General features: G+C 70.8%; 21 protein-coding genes. 11 read left to right on the top strand and 10 right to left on the bottom strand.

What is annotated here, in order from left to right:
* Nucleotides 1-22 precede the first annotated feature (22 nt).
* On the bottom strand, nucleotides 23-547 hold the full coding sequence (locus tag RNB18_RS37865; protein WP_057614384.1) for a phage tail protein: 525 nt from the start codon (nucleotides 545-547) through the stop codon (nucleotides 23-25).
* 34 nt (nucleotides 548-581) lie between these two features.
* Nucleotides 582-2,465, bottom strand: a complete 1,884-nt coding sequence (locus tag RNB18_RS37860; RefSeq protein WP_311718627.1) for a phage tail sheath subtilisin-like domain-containing protein — start codon at nucleotides 2,463-2,465, stop codon at nucleotides 582-584.
* A 367-nt stretch (nucleotides 2,466-2,832) separates the two neighbouring features.
* Between RNB18_RS37860 and RNB18_RS37855 the strand changes: the two genes are divergently transcribed.
* Nucleotides 2,833-3,255, top strand: a complete 423-nt coding sequence (locus RNB18_RS37855; protein WP_311718626.1) for a YchJ family protein — start codon at nucleotides 2,833-2,835, stop codon at nucleotides 3,253-3,255.
* A gap of 1 nt (nucleotide 3,256) precedes the next feature.
* Here RNB18_RS37855 and RNB18_RS37850 read toward each other — a convergent pair whose 3' ends face one another.
* A complete protein-coding gene (locus tag RNB18_RS37850) occupies nucleotides 3,257-3,958 on the bottom strand; it encodes a FadR/GntR family transcriptional regulator (protein WP_311718625.1) in 702 nt (233 codons plus the stop codon).
* Between the two features lie 158 nt (nucleotides 3,959-4,116).
* Here RNB18_RS37850 and RNB18_RS37845 point away from each other — a divergent pair, with 158 nt between their 5' ends.
* Complete coding sequence (locus RNB18_RS37845; protein WP_311718624.1) at nucleotides 4,117-4,623, top strand: gluconokinase; 507 nt, start codon at nucleotides 4,117-4,119, stop codon at nucleotides 4,621-4,623.
* A 55-nt stretch (nucleotides 4,624-4,678) separates the two neighbouring features.
* Nucleotides 4,679-6,076, top strand: coding sequence for a GntP family permease (locus RNB18_RS37840; protein WP_266379093.1), 1,398 nt, complete (start codon nucleotides 4,679-4,681; stop codon nucleotides 6,074-6,076).
* A 31-nt stretch (nucleotides 6,077-6,107) separates the two neighbouring features.
* Here the strand turns inward: RNB18_RS37840 and RNB18_RS37835 are convergent, their stop codons facing one another.
* The 4 genes from RNB18_RS37835 to RNB18_RS37820 form a co-directional block, all read right to left on the bottom strand.
* On the bottom strand, nucleotides 6,108-6,728 hold the full coding sequence (locus tag RNB18_RS37835; protein WP_311718623.1) for a cytochrome b/b6 domain-containing protein: 621 nt from the start codon (nucleotides 6,726-6,728) through the stop codon (nucleotides 6,108-6,110).
* Nucleotides 6,712-7,440, bottom strand: a complete 729-nt coding sequence (locus RNB18_RS37830) for a molybdopterin-dependent oxidoreductase (protein ID WP_311718622.1) — start codon at nucleotides 7,438-7,440, stop codon at nucleotides 6,712-6,714. The genes RNB18_RS37835 and RNB18_RS37830 overlap by 17 nt, the downstream gene beginning before the upstream one ends.
* Before the next feature lie 111 nt (nucleotides 7,441-7,551).
* Nucleotides 7,552-9,084 (bottom strand): APC family permease, encoded by a 1,533-nt coding sequence (locus RNB18_RS37825; protein WP_311718621.1) that lies wholly within the window; start codon nucleotides 9,082-9,084, stop codon nucleotides 7,552-7,554.
* A gap of 29 nt (nucleotides 9,085-9,113) precedes the next feature.
* On the bottom strand, nucleotides 9,114-10,061 hold the full coding sequence (locus RNB18_RS37820; RefSeq protein ID WP_311718620.1) for a hypothetical protein: 948 nt from the start codon (nucleotides 10,059-10,061) through the stop codon (nucleotides 9,114-9,116).
* Nucleotides 10,062-10,532: 471 nt separating this feature from the next.
* Between RNB18_RS37820 and RNB18_RS37815 the strand changes: the two genes are divergently transcribed.
* From RNB18_RS37815 to RNB18_RS37785, 7 genes are all read left to right on the top strand, one after another.
* On the top strand, nucleotides 10,533-11,426 hold the full coding sequence (locus RNB18_RS37815) for a DMT family transporter (protein ID WP_311718619.1): 894 nt from the start codon (nucleotides 10,533-10,535) through the stop codon (nucleotides 11,424-11,426).
* Nucleotides 11,427-11,501: 75 nt separating this feature from the next.
* Nucleotides 11,502-12,017 carry an NUDIX hydrolase gene (locus RNB18_RS37810; protein WP_311718618.1) on the top strand — a complete coding sequence of 172 codons (516 nt, stop codon included), beginning with the start codon at nucleotides 11,502-11,504 and terminating at the stop codon, nucleotides 12,015-12,017.
* A 50-nt stretch (nucleotides 12,018-12,067) separates the two neighbouring features.
* The gene (locus RNB18_RS37805; protein WP_311718617.1) at nucleotides 12,068-12,460 is read left to right on the top strand and encodes a YidH family protein; all 393 of its coding nucleotides are present in this window, start codon (nucleotides 12,068-12,070) and stop codon (nucleotides 12,458-12,460) included.
* Nucleotides 12,457-12,780, top strand: coding sequence for a DUF202 domain-containing protein (locus RNB18_RS37800; protein ID WP_311718616.1), 324 nt, complete (start codon nucleotides 12,457-12,459; stop codon nucleotides 12,778-12,780). The genes RNB18_RS37805 and RNB18_RS37800 overlap by 4 nt, the downstream gene beginning before the upstream one ends.
* A 149-nt stretch (nucleotides 12,781-12,929) precedes the next feature.
* Nucleotides 12,930-13,226 carry a hypothetical protein gene (locus RNB18_RS37795; protein WP_280856574.1) on the top strand — a complete coding sequence of 99 codons (297 nt, stop codon included), beginning with the start codon at nucleotides 12,930-12,932 and terminating at the stop codon, nucleotides 13,224-13,226.
* A gap of 155 nt (nucleotides 13,227-13,381) precedes the next feature.
* The gene (locus tag RNB18_RS37790) at nucleotides 13,382-14,416 is read left to right on the top strand and encodes a phosphotransferase family protein (protein ID WP_311718615.1); all 1,035 of its coding nucleotides are present in this window, start codon (nucleotides 13,382-13,384) and stop codon (nucleotides 14,414-14,416) included.
* Nucleotides 14,417-14,421: 5 nt separating this feature from the next.
* Nucleotides 14,422-15,636, top strand: a complete 1,215-nt coding sequence (locus RNB18_RS37785) for an acyl-CoA dehydrogenase family protein (RefSeq protein WP_311718614.1) — start codon at nucleotides 14,422-14,424, stop codon at nucleotides 15,634-15,636.
* An 8-nt stretch (nucleotides 15,637-15,644) separates the two neighbouring features.
* Here RNB18_RS37785 and RNB18_RS37780 read toward each other — a convergent pair whose 3' ends face one another.
* The 3 genes from RNB18_RS37780 to RNB18_RS37770 are packed head-to-tail and all read right to left on the bottom strand — an operon-like array spanning nucleotide 15,645 to nucleotide 18,702.
* Nucleotides 15,645-16,238, bottom strand: a complete 594-nt coding sequence (locus RNB18_RS37780; protein ID WP_311718613.1) for a TetR/AcrR family transcriptional regulator — start codon at nucleotides 16,236-16,238, stop codon at nucleotides 15,645-15,647.
* Between the two features lie 26 nt (nucleotides 16,239-16,264).
* Nucleotides 16,265-17,932 carry a class I adenylate-forming enzyme family protein gene (locus tag RNB18_RS37775; RefSeq protein ID WP_311718612.1) on the bottom strand — a complete coding sequence of 556 codons (1,668 nt, stop codon included), beginning with the start codon at nucleotides 17,930-17,932 and terminating at the stop codon, nucleotides 16,265-16,267.
* Nucleotides 17,929-18,702, bottom strand: a complete 774-nt coding sequence (locus RNB18_RS37770; RefSeq protein WP_311718611.1) for an SDR family oxidoreductase — start codon at nucleotides 18,700-18,702, stop codon at nucleotides 17,929-17,931. The genes RNB18_RS37775 and RNB18_RS37770 overlap by 4 nt, the downstream gene beginning before the upstream one ends.
* Nucleotides 18,703-18,815: 113 nt before the next feature.
* On the opposite strand from RNB18_RS37770, the gene RNB18_RS37765 reads away from it, so the two are divergent.
* Complete coding sequence (locus RNB18_RS37765; protein WP_311718610.1) at nucleotides 18,816-20,048, top strand: exo-beta-N-acetylmuramidase NamZ family protein; 1,233 nt, start codon at nucleotides 18,816-18,818, stop codon at nucleotides 20,046-20,048.
* The last annotated feature ends 68 nt before the right edge of the window (nucleotides 20,049-20,116 follow it).

Here is a 20,116-nt window from a genome sequence, read left to right as displayed (position 1 = left end):
GATTCCAGCACCTTCCGTCAGTTCACGCCGGGTTGAGGAACGAGGGCTCCTCCGGCTCGGGCACCTCGTAGTCCCGCTCCCAGCCCTCGCACTCGAGCTTCAGCGACTGGATGGCCACCGCGTTGGCGTTGGCGTCCAGCTCGCCGAGGACCTGGTACTCGCTGGGCCAGGTCCGGTAGAGCTTGTGCGAGACGGCGACCTGTCCGGCCTCGTTGAGGACCTGGACGACGATGTCCTTGCGGAAGTCGGCGAGGGAGACCTCCGAGCCGAGACCTGCGCCGACCTGCCAGACCTTGTTGGCCCAGCGGTCGAACTCGGGGTCGTGGGTGACCCCGCGCTCCAGGGTGATGCCCTCGAACTCGGAGCGGCCCGGCGACTTGCGCGGGGAGGAGGGGTCGCCGCCGTGCCGGTGCTTGACGACCTCGGTGGTCCGCTTCAGCGGACTGATCTTGCTGATGCCGGCGACCGTCCGACCGTCCCACAGCACAAGGAACTTGAAGTTCTTGTAGGGGTCGAATCGATGCGCGTTGACCGTGAACTCAGCCATCGGATTCCTTCAGCTCTCCGTGATTCAAGGGCCGCTAGAGCGCGAACTGCCCCGACGTCTGCTGGATCTTGACGACGACGAACTCGGCCGGCCGGACCGGCGCGATGCCCACCAGGACGTTGACGACGCCGTTCTCGACGTCCTCGGCGGTGGTGGTCTCGCTGTCGCACTTGACGAAGTACGCCTCGCGCGGGGTGCTGCCCTTGAAGGCGCCCTGGCGGAAGAGGGTGTGCAGGTACGAGGAGGCGGACAGCCGGATCTGCTGCCACAGGCTCTCGTCGTTGGGCTCGAACACGACCCACTGGAGGCCGCGTTGGAGGCTCTCCTCGACATGCAGTGCGAGCCGCCTGACCGGTACGTACTTCCACGCGCTGTCGAGGGCGTCGGATCCCTCCAGGGTGCGCGCGCCCCACACCAGCGGGCCGGTGACGGGGAAGGTGCGCAGGCAGTTGACGCCGAGCGGGTTGAGCAACCCGGTCTCACGGTCCGTCAGGTCGACGGTGAGCGAGCGCACTCCGACGAGCTGCGCCTCCGTGCCCGCCGGCGCCTTCCACACACCGCGCTCGGAGTCGGTGCGCGCGATGACGCCCGCGACCGCGCCGGAGGGCGGGAAGGACCGCAGCCGCCCGGTGAGCGGGTCGGTGAGCTGGAGGTGCGGGAAGTACAGGCCGGCGTGGTTGCCACGGACGGCGTCGAAGGCGGCGAGCCCGGCCCGCGCAGTGTCGACGCTCACCCAGGTGCTGGGCGCGTCGACCAGCAGGAAGAACCGCCGCTCCTCGGCGAGCCGCTGGGCAGCCGAGACGACGGTGAGGGCGTCCTCGATGTTCTCGTAGGCCGCGAGCTCCGGCAGGGCCAGCAGGTTGACGTCGGCCACCGAGCGCAGGGCCTGGATGCCGGTCTTGTCGGCCTCGGAGCCGATGAGATCGCGCGGCCCCGGCGCCTCGCCGTCCTCGCCGCCTTCCAGCGGGAAGACCGGCGGGTTGACGGAGGCCTCCAGGCCCAGGTCGTTGGCGCACTCGCCGAGGAAGCGGACCACGTCGTCGGGGTCGGTGGACCCGGCGACGACCTGCAACCGCCGCCCGAAGGCGGTGACTTCGACGCCCGCGAAGCCGTGCTTGCCGGGCGCGTCGGGCAGGGCCCGCAGCTTGCGCTCCAGCAGGAGCGCCAACTCGGTCACGGACGAAGGGGCTTCGCCGTCGCAGTCCGGGTCGTGGAGCTTGAACTCCCGCTCGACGTCACCGATCTTCACCGTCAGGTCGACGGCCAGGTCCGGCAGTTCGTGCCCGAAGGGCTTGGAGACGGTGCCCGACGGGTCGGGGCGGCCGTCGCCGACGGCCTCGACCCGGATCAGCCGCGAGCCCGCGTTGATCACGGTCGGCGCGTACCGGCCTCCCCCAGAGTGGGTACCCCCAGCCTCGTCCATGGACAGACCGGTGAAGCTCTCGCGTGCGTCGCCCTTGGCGTCGTACACCCGCAGGTTGAAGGTCTCGTCGGGGCGCGGCGTGTCGTAGTCGACGCCGACGCGCAGGCCGTTGCCCCACACGCCGGGTTCCTTGGCGTGCACTTCGAGGACGCGGCTCTCGCTGTGGCCCTCGGTGGACTCCAGGACCACGCAGGCGGCCTTGCCGCTGCCGGACTTGGCGACCCGGACGATGACGGCGACGGAGCCGCCGTTGCCGAAGAACTGGTGGACCGCGTAGGCGAGGGCGCTCTGCGAGCTCAAGCCCCCGAAGCGGCGCTCGAACTCGGTGAACCCGGTGACTCGTACGGGCTCGTTGAGCGGACCGCGCCGGGTGTGCCCCACGAACGCGGTCACCGACGTGGTCACGGCGGAGATGGTGCGGGTGCTGCTGGGAAGCTCTTCGACATGGACGCCGGGATACGTCGGCCTGGCGGCGCTCACTGCATTCGTCGGCATTCCCCCTCCAATCCCTTCTCGGGCACCGATCGACGGGCACCAAGAGACGGAAGAGGGAGGGTTCGTCGCGGCGCGCGGCGGTCTCCGGCGCGCGAAGGCGCGTCGGTCCGCGGAACCGCATCAGTTTTCCCCCGTCAGTACCCGGACGGACGGCCGTCCGGGTTCAAGCACGCACGCTTGTGACTCCTGATGCTCAAGTGCTCAACCCACCGTGGAGGGTCGGGAGTTGGCCCTGCAAGGCGGGTTCACGCCAGCCCTGAGGGAGGTTCGGTGGAGGGTGCCGCGCGCAACTCGCACACGATGTGCGCGTGTCACAACAGGGGCTTCACAGATTACGCACAGGCGATGTTCTAGCAGAATGGTGGTCATGCCCCGACGTACCTCGCATCTCCGGCCCCCTACCACTCCCGGCCCCGCCCACCAGCCCTCCTGCCCTTGCGGTCTTGAGGAGACGTACGAGGCCTGCTGTGGCCGATTCCACCGGGGTGCGGCCGCCGCACCGACCCCGGAATCGCTGATGCGTTCGCGCTACAGCGCTTTCGTGAAGCGCGACGAGGCGTACCTGTTGCGCACGTGGCACCCGCGGACCCGGCCGCCGGGCGTCGACTTCGACCCCGGTATGCGCTGGACCGGACTGGAGATCCTCGGCACGACCGACGGCTCGGCGTTCCACAGCACGGGCACGGTGACGTTCCGCGCCTCGTTCAAGGGTGGCTCCCTGCACGAGCGCAGCCGTTTCGAGCGCGTCGACGGGGCCTGGGTGTACGTCGACGGGGAGTTCCTCGACTGACCTACGGCGCGAGTATGTCCAGCTCCTGGAGGGCGCCCTCGGCGATCTCGCGGGTCAGCTCCTCCGCGTGACCCGCGTCGCCCGCGCGGATCGCCTCGGCGAGCCGGACATGGAGGGTGACGGCGGCCGGGTCGGGGTCCTCGAACATGACCTCGTGGCGGGTGCGGCCGGTGAGGACCTCGGCGACCACGTCACCGAGGCGGGCGAACATCTCGTTGCCGGAGGCGTTGAGGATCACGCGGTGGAAGGCGATGTCGTGGAAGAGGTAGCCCTCGAGGCGGTGGCCCTTGGAGTTGGCGACCATGCCGAGCGCGCACTCGGTGAGTTCGGCGCACTGCTCGGCGGTCGCGTGCTTCGCGGCCAGGCCCGCCGCCACCGGCTCGATCGCCGAGCGCAGCACGGTCAGTGAGCGCAGCTGGTGGGGCCGGTCGGCGCCGGCCAGCCGCCAGCGGATGACCTGGGGGTCGTAGACGTTCCACTCGGCCTTGGGGCGGACCGTCACGCCCACGCGACGGCGGGACTCGACCAGGTGCATCGACTCCAGGACCCGGACCGCCTCGCGCATCACCGAGCGTGAGACGTCGAAGCGTTGAGCCAGTTCGTCCGTGCGCAGAACGCTGCCCGGCGGGTAGTCGCCCGCGGTGATGGCGGGGCCGAGGGTATCCAGTACGCGGCCGTGCAGCCCCCGGCCCGATGTGCTCATGCACTCAGAGTACGGGGCATGTCACACCAAGAAAAAGTCAGACTTATTCATCACAGCCTCTTGAATTCGTCGTACCTAATCGGTTTCAGTTGCGTGTGCATCAGTCGGCATGAGTCGGCATCGGATGTCGAGGACGACACGCAGACAGTGAGGCAGCGATGAGTACCCCGAAGGTCGTCGTGGTCATGGGCGTCGCGGGCACCGGGAAGACCACCATCGGTCCCCTGCTCGCGGCCCGGCTCCGCGTTCCGTACGCCGAGGGCGACGACTTCCACCCGCCGGCGAACATCGCCAAGATGTCGGCCGGGACTCCGCTCACCGACGAGGACCGCCGGCCGTGGCTGGACGCCATCGGCTCCTGGGCGCACGGGCGGGCGGAACTCGGCGGGGTGGTCAGCTGCTCGGCGCTGAAGCGGTCGTACCGCGACCGGCTGCGGGCCGAGGCGCCCGGGGTCGTCTTCGTGCACCTGGCGGGCGACCGCTCCCTCATCGAGGACCGGATGTCGCACCGGCAGGGGCACTTCATGCCCACCGCACTGCTGGACTCGCAGTTCGCCACGCTCCAGCCCCTCCAGGAGGACGAGGCCGGGGTCGTGGTGGACGTGTCCGGCAGCCCGGAGGAGATCACCGGGCGGGCCGCGAAGGCGCTCGCCGAACTCCCGTAACACCCCTTTTCATCCCTATTTCCGAAGAACATCCCCGTACCTGCAAGGGACCCCCGTGACCAGACTCAGCGTCGAGATGCTGGCAGCGGACGCACCGGAGCCGATCACCTCGGCCGGTCACGCTCAGCTGGGCATCGCCGTACTGGCGGGCATCGCCGTCATCGTCCTGCTCATCACCAAGTTCAGGCTCCATGCCTTCCTGGCGCTCACCCTGGGCACGCTCGTGCTCGGCGCGGTCGCCGGAGCGCCGCTCGACAAGGCCATCACCAGCTTCACCACCGGCCTCGGCACCACCGTCGCCGGCGTCGGCGTGCTGATCGCCCTCGGTGCGATCCTCGGCAAGATGCTCGCCGACTCGGGCGGCGCCGACCAGATCGTCGACACGATCCTCGCGAAGGCGGGCGGCCGTTCGATGCCGTGGGCGATGGTTCTGATCGCCTCCGTCATCGGTCTGCCGCTGTTCTTCGAGGTCGGCGTCGTGCTGCTGATCCCGGTCGTGCTGATGGTCGCCAAGCGCGGCAACTACTCCCTGATGCGCATCGGCATCCCGGCCCTCGCCGGTCTCTCCGTGATGCACGGCCTGGTCCCGCCGCACCCCGGCCCCCTGGTCGCGATCGACGCGGTGCAGGCCAACCTCGGTGTGACGCTCGCGCTCGGCGTCCTGGTGGCCATACCGACGGTAATCGTCGCAGGGCCGCTGTTCTCCAAGGTCGCGGCCCGCTGGGTGGACGTCCCGGCGCCCGACCGGATGATCCCCCAGCGTGCGTCGGAGGACCTGGAGAAGCGCCCGGGCTTCGGGGCCACCCTCGCCACGATCCTCCTTCCGGTCGTCCTGATGCTCTCCAAGGCGCTGGTCGACATCGTGATCGACGACCCCGACAACACCGGGCAGCGCGTCTTCGACGTGGTCGGCTCGCCGCTGATCGCCCTGCTGGCCTCGGTGCTCGTGGGCATCTTCACGCTGCTTCGCCCCGCCGGCTTCGGCAAGGAGCGCCTCACCCCGCTCATCGAGAAGGGCCTCGCGCCCATCGCCGGCATCCTGCTGATCGTCGGCGCCGGCGGCGGCTTCAAGCAGACCCTGATCGACTCCGGTGTGGGTCAGATGGTCCTGGAGATATCCGAGGACTGGTCCATACCGGCCCTGCTCCTCGCCTGGCTGATCGCGGTCGCGATCCGTCTCGCGACCGGCTCCGCGACGGTGGCCACGGTCTCCGCGGCCGGCCTGGTCGCCCCGCTCGCCGAGAACATGTCGACGACCCACACGGCCCTGCTCGTCCTCGCCATCGGCGCCGGCTCCCTGTTCTTCAGCCATGTCAACGACGCCGGGTTCTGGCTGGTCAAGGAGTACTTTGGCCTGGACGTCGGCCAGACCATCAAGACCTGGTCGATCATGGAGACGATCATCTCGGTGTTCGCGGGCGGTCTGGTCCTGCTGCTCTCGCTGGTCATCTAGGCGTACGGCGGCTGCGGCGCCCCCTGTCGGCCTACGGCCGCCACAGGGGGTGTTCGCGTTCCGCCCACTCCCGGCTCACGTCCCCGGTCCTGAGCCCCCTCCTCGCCTCCGGATCGCCCAGCGCCATGCCGATGTGGCCCGCGAGGACGATGCCGATCGACAGAGCCAGCCAGTCGTGGACGAAGGTCGCGCTGGTGCGCCACTGGATCGGCGTGAGGTGGGTGAACCACATCAGCAGGCCCGTGCCGAGCATGACCAGGCTCGCGCCCGCGATCCAGGCGGCGTAGACCTTCTGACCCGCGTTGAACTTGCCCGCGGGACGGGCCGCCCGGCGCTTGTCGCGGCGCAGCGCGGCACGCAGCCAGACCCGGTCGTGCGGGCCGAAGCGGTTCAGGAAGCCCAGGTCGGCGCGGAAGGCGCGGGAGACCAGGCCCACCAGGGCCGGTACCGGCAGCGCCAGACCCGCCCACTCGTGGACGCGGACCACCAGCTCACGGCGGCCGACGAGTTCGGCGAACTGGGGGACGTAGAGGCAGGCCGCCGTCACCACGCAGATACCCATCAGTGCGGCGGTCGCGCGGTGGACCCACTTCTGGCTGCGGCCGAAACGCCGGACACGTGCCTGCGGTGGGGCGTCAACTCGTAGGCGCATCGTCCCGCCCGTTCGATCGGCCCACCCAGGCGTCCACGTCGTAGCCCCGGTCCTCCCAGTAACCCGGTTCCACGTCCTCGGTGACGGTGATGCCGGACAGCCACTTGGCCGACTTGTAGAAGTACATGGGGGCCACGTAGAGGCGGACCGGGCCGCCGTGGGAGTGGCCGATGTCCTTGTCCTGCATGCGCAGGGCCACCAGGACGTCCGAGCGGCGGGCCTGGTCGAGGGTGAGGCTCTCGGAGTACGCCCCGTCGAAGCAGGTGAAGCGGACGGCGCCCGCCTTCGCGGTCACCCCGGCGGCGTCCAGCAGCCGGGACAGCCGTACGCCTTCGAACGGCGTGTCCGGGACCCGCCAGCCCGTCACGCACTGCACGTCCTTGACCATCCGGGTCTGGGGCAGCGCCCGCAGGTCGGCCAGGGTGTACGTCCGCGGGCGCGAGACCAGACCGTCGATCTTGAGCTGGTAGTTCTCGGCGTCCTTGTGCGGCACGGACGAGGTCACCGAGTAGTAGCGGAAGCCGCCGCCGTTGGGGAGCAGGCCCGTCAGCCCGGTGGGGTCCTTGTCGGCGGCGCTGCCGAGGAAGGACTCCAGGCCGCGTTGCAGGGTGGGCGCGGCGACCACGCCGAGCGCGCCCAGGCCGAGGGTGCCGAGGAGGACACGGCGGCCGATCGGCGTACCGCGCTGCTCCTCGGGCTGTTCGGAGTTCACGTACTCATTCGAACACCCGCGAGGCCTGCGGGACCAGGAATCGCGGGTGCTCGTCAGACTTCCGTAACCACTTCTCACCCGGATCTCGGCGAGCACCCGGTTCGCGGAGGGTTACGACGCCTCGCCCGCCGCCTTCTCCAGCTGGAACGCCTCGTTGCCGAGCCCGATCCGGGCGTGCGCCTCGGGCCTGCGGGCCCGCAGGAGCAGTCCCTGCGCCAGGCCCACCACCACGGCGAGCCCGATGATGCCGGGCAGCACCCAGCTCAGCGAGGAACCCGGGCCCGCGCCGACCAGGACGTCGAAGTCCTTCACGGTGTAGACGGCGATCACGAGCAGGGCGATCCCCGCGAGGGCCGAGGTGACCAGCCGCCAGGCCTGGGCGCCCGCCGCGCCGCGCCGGACGAAGAAGGCGATCACGGAGGCGGAAGCGGCCGCCATCAGCAGGATCACGCCGAGGGAGCCGATGTTGCCGAACCAGGTGAACAGGTGCAGGACCGGCACGGTCGGGTCGCCGGTGGGCTTGTCGTCGGCGATCGCGAAGACGACCACGACCACCACGGACACGGCGGTCTGCAGCAGCGAGCCGGTTCCGGGCGCGCCGCTGGCACTGTTCGTGCGGCCGAAGGCGGCGGGCAGCAGGCCCTCGCGGCCCATCGCGAAGGCGTAGCGGGCGACCACGTTGTGGAAGCTGAGCATGGCCGCGAACATGCCGGTCACGAACAGCACGTGCAGGACGTCGGTGAACGTGCCGCCGAGGCGGGACTCGGTGAGCCCGAAGAGCAGTCCGGCGCTCTGCTTCTGCGACTCGGCGACGACCGCGGAGGGCCCGGTGGCGACGGTGAGGGCCCAGCTGCTGAGCGCGAAGAAGACGGCGACGCCGCCGACGGCCAGGAACATCACGCGGGGCACCAGGATGTGCGGGCGGCTGGTCTCCTCGGCGTACACGGGTGCCTGCTCGAAGCCGAGGAAGGCGGCGATGCAGAAGCACAGGGCGGTGCCGACGCCGGCGCCGCTGAGGGTGTCCGGGTTGAAGGCGTGCAGGGACAGGCCCTGGGCCGCGGGGTCGGCGACCGCGGCGATATCGAAGATGACGACCAGGGCGACCTCGACGACGAGCAGGACGCCGAGCACGCGCGCGTTGACGTCGATCTTCAGCCAGCCCAGCGCGCCGACGACCAGGGCGGCCACCAGGGCCGGTATCCACCAGGCCACCGACAGGTCGGCGTAGGTGGCGAACAGCCCGGAGACCTCGAAGCCGAAGATGCCGTAGATGCCGACCTGGAGGGCGTTGTAGGCGACCAGGGCGACGAGGGCCGCGCCTGCCCCGGCCGTGCCGCCGAGGCCGCGGGAGATGTAGGCGTAGAAGGCGCCCGCGTTGTGGACGTGCCGGCTCATCTCGGCGTAGCCGACGCTGAACAGGACGAGGACCAGGCCGAGGACGACGTAGAGGAGGGGCTGGCCGACGATCCCCATCACCGCGAATGTAGTGGGCATGACACCCGCGACGACCATGAGGGGGGCGGTCGCGGCGAGGACGGAGAGCAGCAGGCCTCCGGTGCCGAGGCGGCCGGCCCGCAGCGCGCGGTCCTGCCCCTTGAACGTACTGATCTCTGGTCTGCTCTTGCTGGAACTCTCGGTGGCCATGGGGACCGTCCTTCTGGGGTTCGGGGGTGCTACACCGTGCCGAGCGCACTGTCGCGGGCGGCAAGGAAGGCGGAGTACGGCTCGTGGTCCGGATAGGACCAGGGGGCCGGGGTGGGGTGTTCGCCGATGCGGTGGAAGAGGGCGGCGGCCTCGGCGCCGCGGCCCTCGCAGACCTTCGCGTGGGCGAGGAAGTTGAGGTCGACCAGGCGGCGGGGGTGGCCCTCGTGCTCCCATTCCAGCCACCAGTCGAAGGCCGACTTCATCACCTGCCGGGCCCGGCGTCCGGTCCAGTGGCCGGAGGCGGCCGGGTCGCGCGGCTCGTGCCCGGCGGCGGCCAGGGCCCGGTAGCGCTCGGCGTGCGCGATGACCGGCAGGATCGCGAGCGGTGAGTCGGCGGGGGCCTGCTCGGCGGCCCAGTTCGCGAAGTCGTAGACCTCGTGCAGCGGATCGGGGCCCGTGTCGGCCCGGCGCTCGGCGAGCCGGGCGACCATCAGATGGTGGGCGTGGTGGTGGTCGGCGTGCCGCTGCCGGATCTCGCCGAAGACGTCGGCCACCTCGTCCGCCGCCCCGAGGTCGCGCTCCAGCAGGAGCAGGCCGAGCCAGGGGGTGGGGTCGGCGGGCGCGCGGCGGGCCGCGGTCCGGCAGGCCTCGCGGGCGACGGCCGGCTTTCCCTTGCCCCGACGCACCCGCTGGACCAGGGCGAGGGCGAGCAGTACGGAGGCGTCGCCGGAATCCGGCTCGGCCACCAGCCAGTCCCTGGCCCAGGCGTCGCTGTACGGCTCGGCCGCGAGAACCGCGATCCGGTGGCCCCGCCGGTCCCACTCGTCACCCGTCCGGGCGAGCAGTGCCCGCGCCGCCTGCCATCTGCCCTGCGCCAACGCGGCACGCGCGTCGATGAGTTCGGCGTCGTCGAGGGCAGCGTCGAAGGCCTGGGCGGCGCGTTTTCGACTGCGGCCGAAGGGCGGGGGCGGGGACACCGTGTGGGTTTTCCTCACGGAACATGGCGCGTGACGGGTGGGGCGGAAGGGTGAGGCGGAGGGGGTGGGGCGGAAGGGGCGCCTGGGCGGATGCGGGCAGGCCGACCGTCGATGCGGGCAGGTCGGCGGGCCGATTCGCACCGCCATCGACTGATCACGGACAGCCAACCGCCCGCCAATGGTTTGCGTCAAGAGCCGAAGGCGCATTACACGCGTCAACTCTCCATACCTGAGAGGAAGTTGTGGCGAAGCGGTGCTGGTGGGACCGGGTCAAGGGCCCGCGTCTGTGGCGTACGCCATGGCGCCGCGCATCCTCGCACCGCACCATGACAGGAACCCCCGCCGCCGAGAACGGCTCGGCGGCCGAGTCGACAGCCCGGATACGGGTACTCCCAGGAGCAAGCCGGACGCTGGGACGCTACAGTCGGCGACAACCACCCCGCCGCCGGCCGGACGATCGAGGTACGCAGCGTGTCGGTTCTGGTTCTGATTCTCGCCGTGAGTGCTGCCTGCTGCCTGGGCTTCGGCTTCGTGCTGCAGCAGAACGCGGCCCGTCAGGCCCCGCTGAGCGACTTCCTCTCGCTCCGACTCCTCCTCGACCTGGTGAAGGTGCCGCGCTGGCTCGGCGGCATCGGCCTGATGGTGGCCGGAATGGTCCTCGGCGCGATCGCGCTGGGCCACGGCGAGGTCTCCCTGGTCGAACCCCTCCTCGCCACGAACCTCCTCTTCGCCCTGGCCCTCTCCCGCAAGCAGACGAAGCAGCCACTGGGCCGCCAGGGCTGGGCGGGGCTCGCGCTGCTCGCGGGCGGGGTGACCGCGTTCATCGTGGCGGGTGAGCCACGCGGCGGTACGGCGGTCACCGACCCCTTCCGCCACTGGCTGATCATCGGCGCCATGATCGGCCTCGCCCTGCTGCTCACGACCTACGCCAAACGCTCCCGCCTCAGCTCGGGCCCGGTCCTGCTGGCCCTGGCCGCCGGTCTGCTGTACGGCGTCCAGGACGCCCTCACCCGGGTCAGCGGCCAGCGCTTCTCCGAGGGCGGCCTCGCCGAGCTGCTGACCGCCTGGCAGCCGTACGCCGTGCTGGCCCTCGGGGTCACCGGGCTCGTCCTGGTGCAGAGCGCGTTCGAGACCGCGCCCCTGCGGATGTCGCTGCCCGCGCTGACCGCGGCCCAGCCGCTCGCCGGGATCGTGTGCGGGGTGGGCTTCCTGGGCGACCGGCTGCGCACCGACACCCCCGCGCTGACCTGGGAGGCGCTGGGGCTCGCGGCCGTCGTCGCGGGCATCGTGCTGCTGGGGATGCACCCCGCGATGCCGCGCGGGGCCGCCCGGTCGGAACCCGCGCGCGACCTCCAGCCGAGCTGACGCCCGCCCGCCGGGACGGACGGCACGAGCGCTGCTGCTGGATGGCGGCATGAGCGCTGCTGCTTGGATGGGGACATGAGCGCTGCTGACGAGATCCTCGACATCGTCGACGAGAACGACAACGTCGTCGCCCAGTCCCCACGCGGCGAGGCCTACGCCGAGGGGCTGCGCCACCGCTGCGTCTTCATCCGGGCCACCGACGCCGCGGGCCGCCTCTTCGTCCACCGCCGCACGCCGACCAAACTGGTCTTCCCGTCGCTCTACGACATGTTCGTCGGCGGAGTGGTCGGCGCGGGCGAGTCCTACGACGACGCGGCCCTGCGCGAGGCCGAGGAGGAACTCGGCGTGAGCGGGCTGCCCCGCCCGGAGTTCCTCTTCAAGTTCCTGTACGACGACGGGGCCGGCCGGACCTGGTGGTCCGCGGTCTACGAGGTCCGCTGCGAGCTCCCGGTCAGCCCCCAGGTCGAGGAGGTCGCCTGGCACGACTTCCTGCCGGAGGACGAGGTCGAGCTGCGCCTGCGGGACTGGGAGTGGGTGCCGGACGGGCTGGCCGCCTACGAGAGGCTCAAGGCGTACCGGTCGATGGGTTGAGCGGGGCCCGCACCACGTCGTTCGGGAACCCGGCCGATAGGCTCGTGCGCGTGATCGATTTCGCACGGAACGTCCGCGTCTGGTTCGCCCCCGAGGAGGTGCGGCAGGAGGGCCGTACCCCCGACTACCGGTTCTCGCTGGCCAATGAACGCACCTTCCTGGCCTGGCTGCGCACCGCGCTCGCCCTGATCGGCGGCGGCTTCGCCGTGGACCAGTTCCTGCCGGATCTGCGCTGGGGCTGGCGGGTGGGCCTGGCACTCGCGCTGCTCGCGGCGGGCGTGCTGTGCTCGTTGCGGGCGGTCAACCACTGGGTGCGGTGCGAGCGGGCGATGCGACGGGGCGAGGATCTGCCGGTGTCCCGCTTCCCGGCGCTGCTGAGCCTGGTGGTCGCGGTGGTGGCCGTGGCCATGGTCGTCGTGGTGCTCGTCGGGTGGGAGGGATGAGCGAGGCCGGCGCCGCGGAGCGGGACCCGGGGCTCCAGCCCGAACGCACCCGGCTCGCCTGGCGCCGTACGACCCTCTCGGGCACCGTCTCCGCGGTACTCGCCGTGAAGACGGCCCTGCACGGCGGCCCGACCTCCGCCACACTCGTAGCCTGCGCCCTGTGCTGCGCCCTCTGGCTGGGCTTCCTCTCCCTCGCCCACCACCGCATCCGCACCCTGACCTCGTCGGACACCCCGAGGGCCCTCACCCCGCGACACGCCACTGTGGCGGTCCTGTGCACGGTGGCGATGGCGGTGTGCGGGGCGGCACTGGTGTTCTGAGCGGCTCGGCGCCCCACACCGGAGCCGGCCGTGCTCACCCTCGCCCCTACGGCGTACCCATACGCCACGCAGACCTGAATATCCGCATACGCACCTTTCGCGTGACAGCCTGTCCGACGTCATCGCCCGTCGCTTCGAAGGTGAGCACCATGACCACCCTCCACCACGAACACGCCTCGCACGCGCACACCCACGGCCCGGACTGCGGACACACCGAGGTGCCGCACGAGGACCACGTCGACTACGCGCACGACGGACATCTGCACCGCGAGCACGAGGGCCACTGGGACGAGTGCGAACCCGGCGGACATGTCTCGCACGACGGCCACGAGCACCGGCACGGCCAGGACTGCGGACACGAGAGCGTCCTGCACGGCGACCACGTCGACTACGTCCACGACGGCCACCGGCACGCCGCCCACGAGGGCCACTGGGACGACCACTGACCCGACCGGAAAGCACCACCGACAGCTCCCCGACGCACCGCGCGGGGAGCTGTCGGCCTATCGTGGTCCGGATCACGTTCCCCTCCCCCTCTGGACGACATACCGACCAGTCGGCATGATGGTCGGGACCGTTCACGCGCGCGTAAGGAGCCCAGATGAGCCCCGACCACCCACCAGGTCTCGATCTCGACCGGCTGCGCGGTCTGCTCGACCGCGAGCGGCCCGGCCTGGTGCACGGCCCCCTGACCGGCCGGCTGATCGAGGGCGGACGGTCGAATCTCACCTACGCGGTGTCGGACGGCACGTCGAAGTGGGTCGTCCGACGCCCCCCGCTGGGCCATGTCCTGGCCACCGCGCACGACATGAAGCGCGAACACCGGGTCATCAGCGCCCTGCATCCCACGAATGTGCCGGTGCCGAACGCGGTCCTGCTGTGCGAGGACGAGGAGGTGCTCGGCTCGCCCTTCTACGTCATGGAGTTCGTCGAGGGCACCCCGTACCGCACCGCCGACGAGCTCGCCCCCCTCGGACCCGAGCGCACCCGCGACGCCGTGCTGTCCCTCGTGGACACCCTCGTCGAGCTGCACGCGGTGGATCCTGCGGAGGTCGGCCTCGCGGACTTCGGCCGCCCGGAGGGCTTCCTGGACCGCCAGCTGCGCCGCTGGGGCAAGCAGCTGGACGCCTCCCGCAACCGCGACCTCGCCGGTATCGACGAGCTGCACGCGACCCTCGGCCGCCGTCTCCCCCAGTCCCCCGGGGCCACGGTCGTCCACGGCGACTACCGCCTCGACAACGTCCTGATGGGCGACGACGACGAGATCAAGGCGATCCTGGACTGGGAGATGTCGACCCTCGGCGACCCGCTCACCGACCTCGGCCTGCTGGTCATGTACAGCATGCCGCTGGACATGCCCGACTCCCCCGTCTCCACGACCGCCCAGGCCCCGGGCCACCCGGATCCGGCCGAACTGGTCGCGCGGTACGCCGAGCGCTCCGGGCGGGACGTCTCCGCGGTGTCCTGGTACACGGCGTTCGCCTGGTTCAAGCTCGCCGTGATCCTGGAGGGCATCCACTACCGCTACACGCTGGGCCAGACGGTCGGCCGCGGTTTCGACCGCATCGGCGACCTCGTCCCGGTCTTCATCCAGCACGGTCTGACCACGCTTCACGACGGCATCCAGGAAGGCTGATCCGCATGGACTTCGCGTTCGACGCACGCACCGAGGAGCTGCGCGCCAAGCTGCTCGCCTTCATGGACGAGTACGTCTACCCCGCCGAGGCCGTCGCGGAGCAGCAGCGCGACCGGCTGGCCTCGCCGTGGGACACCCCGGCCGTGGTCGAGGAGCTCAAGGCCGAGGCGCGCAGGCAGGGCCTGTGGAACCTCTTCCTGCCCGACGCCGAGTACGGCGCCGGCCTCACCAACCTCCAGTACGCCCCGCTCGCCGAGATCACCGGCCGCTCCCCGCAGCTCGCGCCCACCGCGCTGAACTGCGCGGCGCCCGACACCGGCAACATGGAGGTGCTCTCGCAGTTCGGCGACGAGCAGCAGAAGAAGCAGTGGCTGGAGCCGCTGCTGGCCGGTGAGATCCGCTCGGCGTTCGCGATGACCGAGCCGGAGGTCGCCTCCTCCGATGCCACGAACATCACCACCCACATCGAACGGGACGGCGACGAGTACGTCGTCACGGGCCGCAAGTGGTACATCTCCGGGGCGATGAACCCGGACTGCAAGATCTTCATCGTGATGGGCAAGACCGACCCGGACGGCGAGGACATCCGCCGCCAGCAGTCCATGATCCTGGTCCCCCGGGACACCCCGGGTGTCACGGTCGAGCGCGCGATGCGGGTCTTCGGCTACGAGGACCACTCCCACGGCGGCCACGCCGAGGTGATCTTCGACCACGCGCGCGTACCGGCCTCGAACCTCGTCGGCGAGGAGGGCGGCGGCTTCGCCATCGCCCAGGCCCGCCTCGGCCCCGGCCGGATCCACCACTGCATGCGGCTGATCGGCATGGCCGAGCGGGCGATCGAGCTGATGTGCCGGCGCGCGGTCTCCCGCGACGCCTTCGGCAAGGCGCTGGCCCAGCAGGGCGTGGTCCACAACTGGATCGCCGACGCGCGCGTGACCGTAGAACAGCTCCGCCTGCTGGTCCTGAAGACGGCCTGGCTGATGGACACGGTCGGCAACAGGGGCGCCCACACCGAGATCCAGTCCATCAAGATCGCCACGCCTCGCGCGGTCGTCGACATCATCGACCGGGCGATCCAGCTGCACGGCGCGGGCGGAGTCAGCCAGGACTTCCCGCTGGCCGAGCTGTACGCCGGTGCCCGCACCCTGATGATCGCGGACGGCCCGGACGAGGTGCACCAGCGCTCGCTCGCGCGACGGGAGTTGAAGAAGTACCTCTAGGAGGCGCTCTACGGCCGCAGGGCCCGCAGGAGGAGGTCGGCCAGGTGGTCGGCGACCTCCTGCGGGCCCATCGGGCCGTCCGGGCGGTACCAGGTCGACAGGTGGTGGACGGACCCGAAGTGGTAGTCCACGACGAGATCGGCCGGGGTCGCCTTCGAGAAGACGCCCGCTTCCTGGCCCTCCTCGACGAGCGCGCGGAAGCGTTCGTGGTACTTCCGCCGCTCGGCGCGTACCTGCTTGTTCTTCTCGGGGCTCAGGTGGTGCATCGAGCGGAAGAAGATCATCGCGTCGTCGAGGTTCTCGATCGTGGTGACGACGACGTCGGCGGCCGCCGCCCGCAGCCGCTTCTCGATCGGCTCGTCGGCGTTCGCGAGCGCGTCGAGGCGCTCCTGCTGGACGCGCAGCACGCGCGAGTACACCTCGTGCAGAAGGTCGTCCTTGGAGCCGAAGTAGTGGTACAGCGCCCCCTTGGTGACGCCGGCCGCCTCGACGATCTCCTGCACGGAGGTGCGGTCGTAGCCCTGCTCGGCGAAGAGCCGGGTGGCGGCGGCCAGCAGCCGCTGCGGGACGGGCGTACCGTCTCCGTCCGTCGTCCTGGGCACTGTGCCGCCACCTGCCTTCCGAGAGGTCATTCGCTGTTGTGCGGTGGGGAACGGAGTTCCCGCCGGAGGATCTTCCCACTGGCCGTCTTCGGCAAGTCGGGCAGGATCTCCACCTGCCGCGGGTATTTGTAGGCCGCCAGTCTCTCCTTGCAGTACGCGGCGAGCGCATCGGGGTCGGTTTCCGCACCCGGACGGAGGCTGATGTACGCCTTGACGGTCTCCCCGCGGTACCCGTCGGGCACTCCGACGACGGCCGCCTCGCGCACCGCCGGATGCGTGTACAGCACGTCCTCGACCTCGCGCGGCCACACCTTGAACCCGGACGCGTTGATCATGTCCTTCTTGCGGTCCACGACGTACAGCCAGCCGTCGGGGTCCATGAACCCGATGTCACCCGTGCGCAGCTCGCCGTCCGGGAAGGTCTCGGCGGTCGCCTCGGGCCGCCGCCAGTACCCGGGCACCACCTGCGGCCCGCGCACGACGATCTCGCCCTGCTCGCCGAAGGGCACTTCGGCGCCGCTGTCGTCGACGATCCGTACGACCGTCTCGGGTCCCGGCACGCCCACGGCGAGCGTCCCGGACACCGGGTCGACGGGCGCTTCCCGCTCCGGCGGTACGGAGGCGCAGGGCGCGGAGCACTCGGTCAGCCCGTAGCCGTTGCGGATGTACGGCCCGAAGCCGGCCCGGAACTTCTCCACCAGGGCGGGCGGCAGCGGGGCCCCGCCCGAGGAGATGTTGACGAACGACGAGAAGTGCTCGCGCGTGACGTCCGGATGCGCGGCCAGGGCCATGAAGGCGGTCGACGGGCCGACCGTGTAGTGCGGCCGGTGCTCGGCGAAGGCCTCCAGGACGACACCCGCCTCGAAGCGGTACGCCAGCACGAGCGTGCCCACGCTGTTCAGACACGCCCCGAGCTGGCAGACCATCCCGGTGATGTGGAACAGGGGCGCCAGCGCGAAGTACACGGGCGCCTCGGGCAGCCCGAGCCCGGTCCGCTGCCGCTCGGCGTTGTACATGATGTTGCCGTGGGTGTTGGTGGCGCCCTTGGGCGTGCCGCTCGTCCCCGAGGTGTAGCTGATCAGCGCGATGTCGGAGGGTGTGACGTCCCGTCCTTCGGGCGCCTTGTGCCCGGCCCGTGCGACGGTGACCAGGTCGTCGGCGTCCTCGGCCTGCGGCAGCCGTTCGAAGGTGAGCACGCGCGCGTCCCCGCGGGTCTGGAAATCCAGCTCGCACCCGGTCAGCACGATCCGCACCGGCGAGCCGGCCGCCGTCTCGCGCAGATACGAGTCCCAGGCCCGGTCGGAGCAGATCAGCGCGGCCACCTCACCGTCCCGCAGGACATGGCCGACCTCTCCCGCCTTGTACATGGGGTTGACGGGCACGACGACCGCGCCCGCCTTCCAGGCACCGAGCAGCGCGAGTACGAAGAGCGGGGAGTTCTGGAGCAGGACCGCCACCCGGTCCCCGCGCTCCAGACCGCGAGCGGCGAGGTGTCCGGCGACGGAGTCGCTCAGCTCGTCGACCTCGCGATAGCCGAGCCGCCCGTCGAAGTAGGCGAGGAAGGGCCGCTCCGGCGCCTCGGCGACGGCCCGCCGCAGGGCGTGCACGAGCGAGTCGGCGGGCTCGACCGGCCCGCGCTGGGCCTCGCTGAGCAGCGCCATCCAGGGCTTGGCGGCGTAACGGGACTCGCTCATCGGACCTCCTCCCACTTGCGCTGGAGGTGGTTCATGCCGGCCAGCCAGCGATCGGGCTCGGCGGCCCGCGCCTGGTAGTACTCGGCGACCTCCGGGTGCGGGAGGATCAGGAACCGGTCCTCCTCGATCCCCCGGAACAGCGCCTCGGCCACATCCTCCGGTTCGACGGCGGTCGGCTGGAGCACCAGGTCCCCCGCGGTCCCGGTGGCCGCGAGCATGTCGGTCCGCACGCCCTGCGGACAGATCGCGTGCACCTTGATCCCCCGGTGCCGGTACGTCAGCGACAGATACTCGGCGAAGGCGTACGCCCCGTGCTTGGTGACGGCGTAGGGAGCGGCCCCGATCATGGTCAGCAGCCCCGCGGCGGAAACGGTCGACACGAACCGACCGCTTCCCCGCTCCAGCCACCCCGGGAGCAGCGCGTGGGCGGCCCGCACGTGCGCCATGACGTTCACGTCCCAGGAGGTGGCCCAGCCGGTCTCGTCGAGCGGCTCGTCGGCGTTCCCTCCGCCGAAGGCGACACCGGCGTTGGCGCAGTAGACGTCGACCTTGCCGCCGAGCGCGTCGCGGGCGTCGGAGACGACAGCGGAGGCGTCCCCGGCGACGGCGATGCCCCCGATCTCCTCGGCCACGGCCTTCGCACGGCCGGCATCGAGGTCATTGACGACGACCCGGGCCCCTTCCGCAGCAAACCGCCGGGCCAGCGCAGCCCCGATGCCACCTCCCGCTCCGGTCACAACCACTCCGGCACCCTGCAGGGCTTCCACCATCGGTCTCCTTCGACTGCGGCTCGACTGCACGATCAGACTAACCGGTCGGTATGTTGAAGGAAAGGGTGAGCGAAACCTCCCCACAACCCGCCGCAGCGCCTACCGTGCACCTCATGCGCCTATCCAGACGAACCCTGCTGGCAGCAGCAACGGCAACGGCGTCACTCACCTCCGCACCCCCGGCCCAGGCGGCCCACCCCCACAGACGAACAGGTTTCGAGAACCTGGCCGCCTCCGGATACGCCCAGCTCGAGGGCGAGCGTATCGGCATCGTCACCAACCCCACGGGCGTCACCCGAGACGTGCAGCACATCGTCGACGTGATGCACGCCGACCCCCGCGTCGACCTGACCGCCGTCTTCGGCCCCGAGCACGGCTTCCGGGGCACCGCGCAGGCGGGCGGCTCCGAGGGCCGCTACGACGACCCCGCGACCGGCCTCCCCGTCTACGACACGTACCTCAAGAGCGGCAGGCCCCTCGCCGACATCTTCACCGCCTCCGGCGTGGACACGATCGTCTTCGACATCCAGGACGTGGGCGCCCGCTTCTACACGTACATCTGGACCCTGTACGACTGCATGGAGGCGGCGCAGCTCGCGGGGAAGCGCTTCGTCGTCCTGGACCGCCCGAACCCGGTCACCGGGCGTGCGGCCCAGGGCCCGGTCCTGCACAAGGAGTTCGCGACCTTCGTGGGCAGACAGCCCATCTCCCAGGCACACGGAATGACCGTCGCGGAGCTGGCCCGTCTCTTCAACGGTGAGTTCCTCACCTCGCCCGTCCCGCTGGACACGGTCCTGATGACGGGCTGGAAACGCTCGGAGTTCTACGACGCCTGGAACCTCCCCTGGGTCCCCCCGAGCCCGAACATGCCGACCCCCGACACCGCCCTGGTGTACTCCGGCACCTGTCTCTTCGAGGGCACGAACCTCTCCGAGGGCCGCGGCACCACCCGCCCCTTCGAACTGCTGGGCGCGGAAGGCCTGGACGGCCGCTGGGCCGCCGCCGCCAACGAACTCGGCCTGCCCGGCGTGCACTTCAGAGAGGCGTACTTCGCCCCCACCTTCTCCAAGTTCCAGGGCAAGACGGTCGGCGGCGTACAGATCCACGTCCACGACCGGCCCGCCTACGACCCCGTCCGCACCGGCATCGCCCTGCTGGTGACCGCCAAGAAGGCCTGGTCCGGCTTCGGTTGGCGCGCGGACAACTGGATCGACAAGCTCACCGGCTCCACCCGGGTCCGCACGATGATCGACGCCGGTGCGGGCACCGACGAGGTCGTGGCGGGCTGGCGGGAGGAGCTGACGGCTTTCCGGCGGATTCGAAAGAATTACCTCCTCTACGGATGAGCCGTGGAGTATGGCCAACTTCGCCCGGTAGTAGGACGATGCGCACCACTGCGGGGACGAGGTGGTCG

This window comes from Streptomyces doebereineriae, assembly GCF_031845645.1.
Lineage (GTDB): Bacteria > Actinomycetota > Actinomycetes > Streptomycetales > Streptomycetaceae > Streptomyces > Streptomyces canus.
This window is presented reverse-complemented; position numbering and strand designations above follow the sequence as displayed.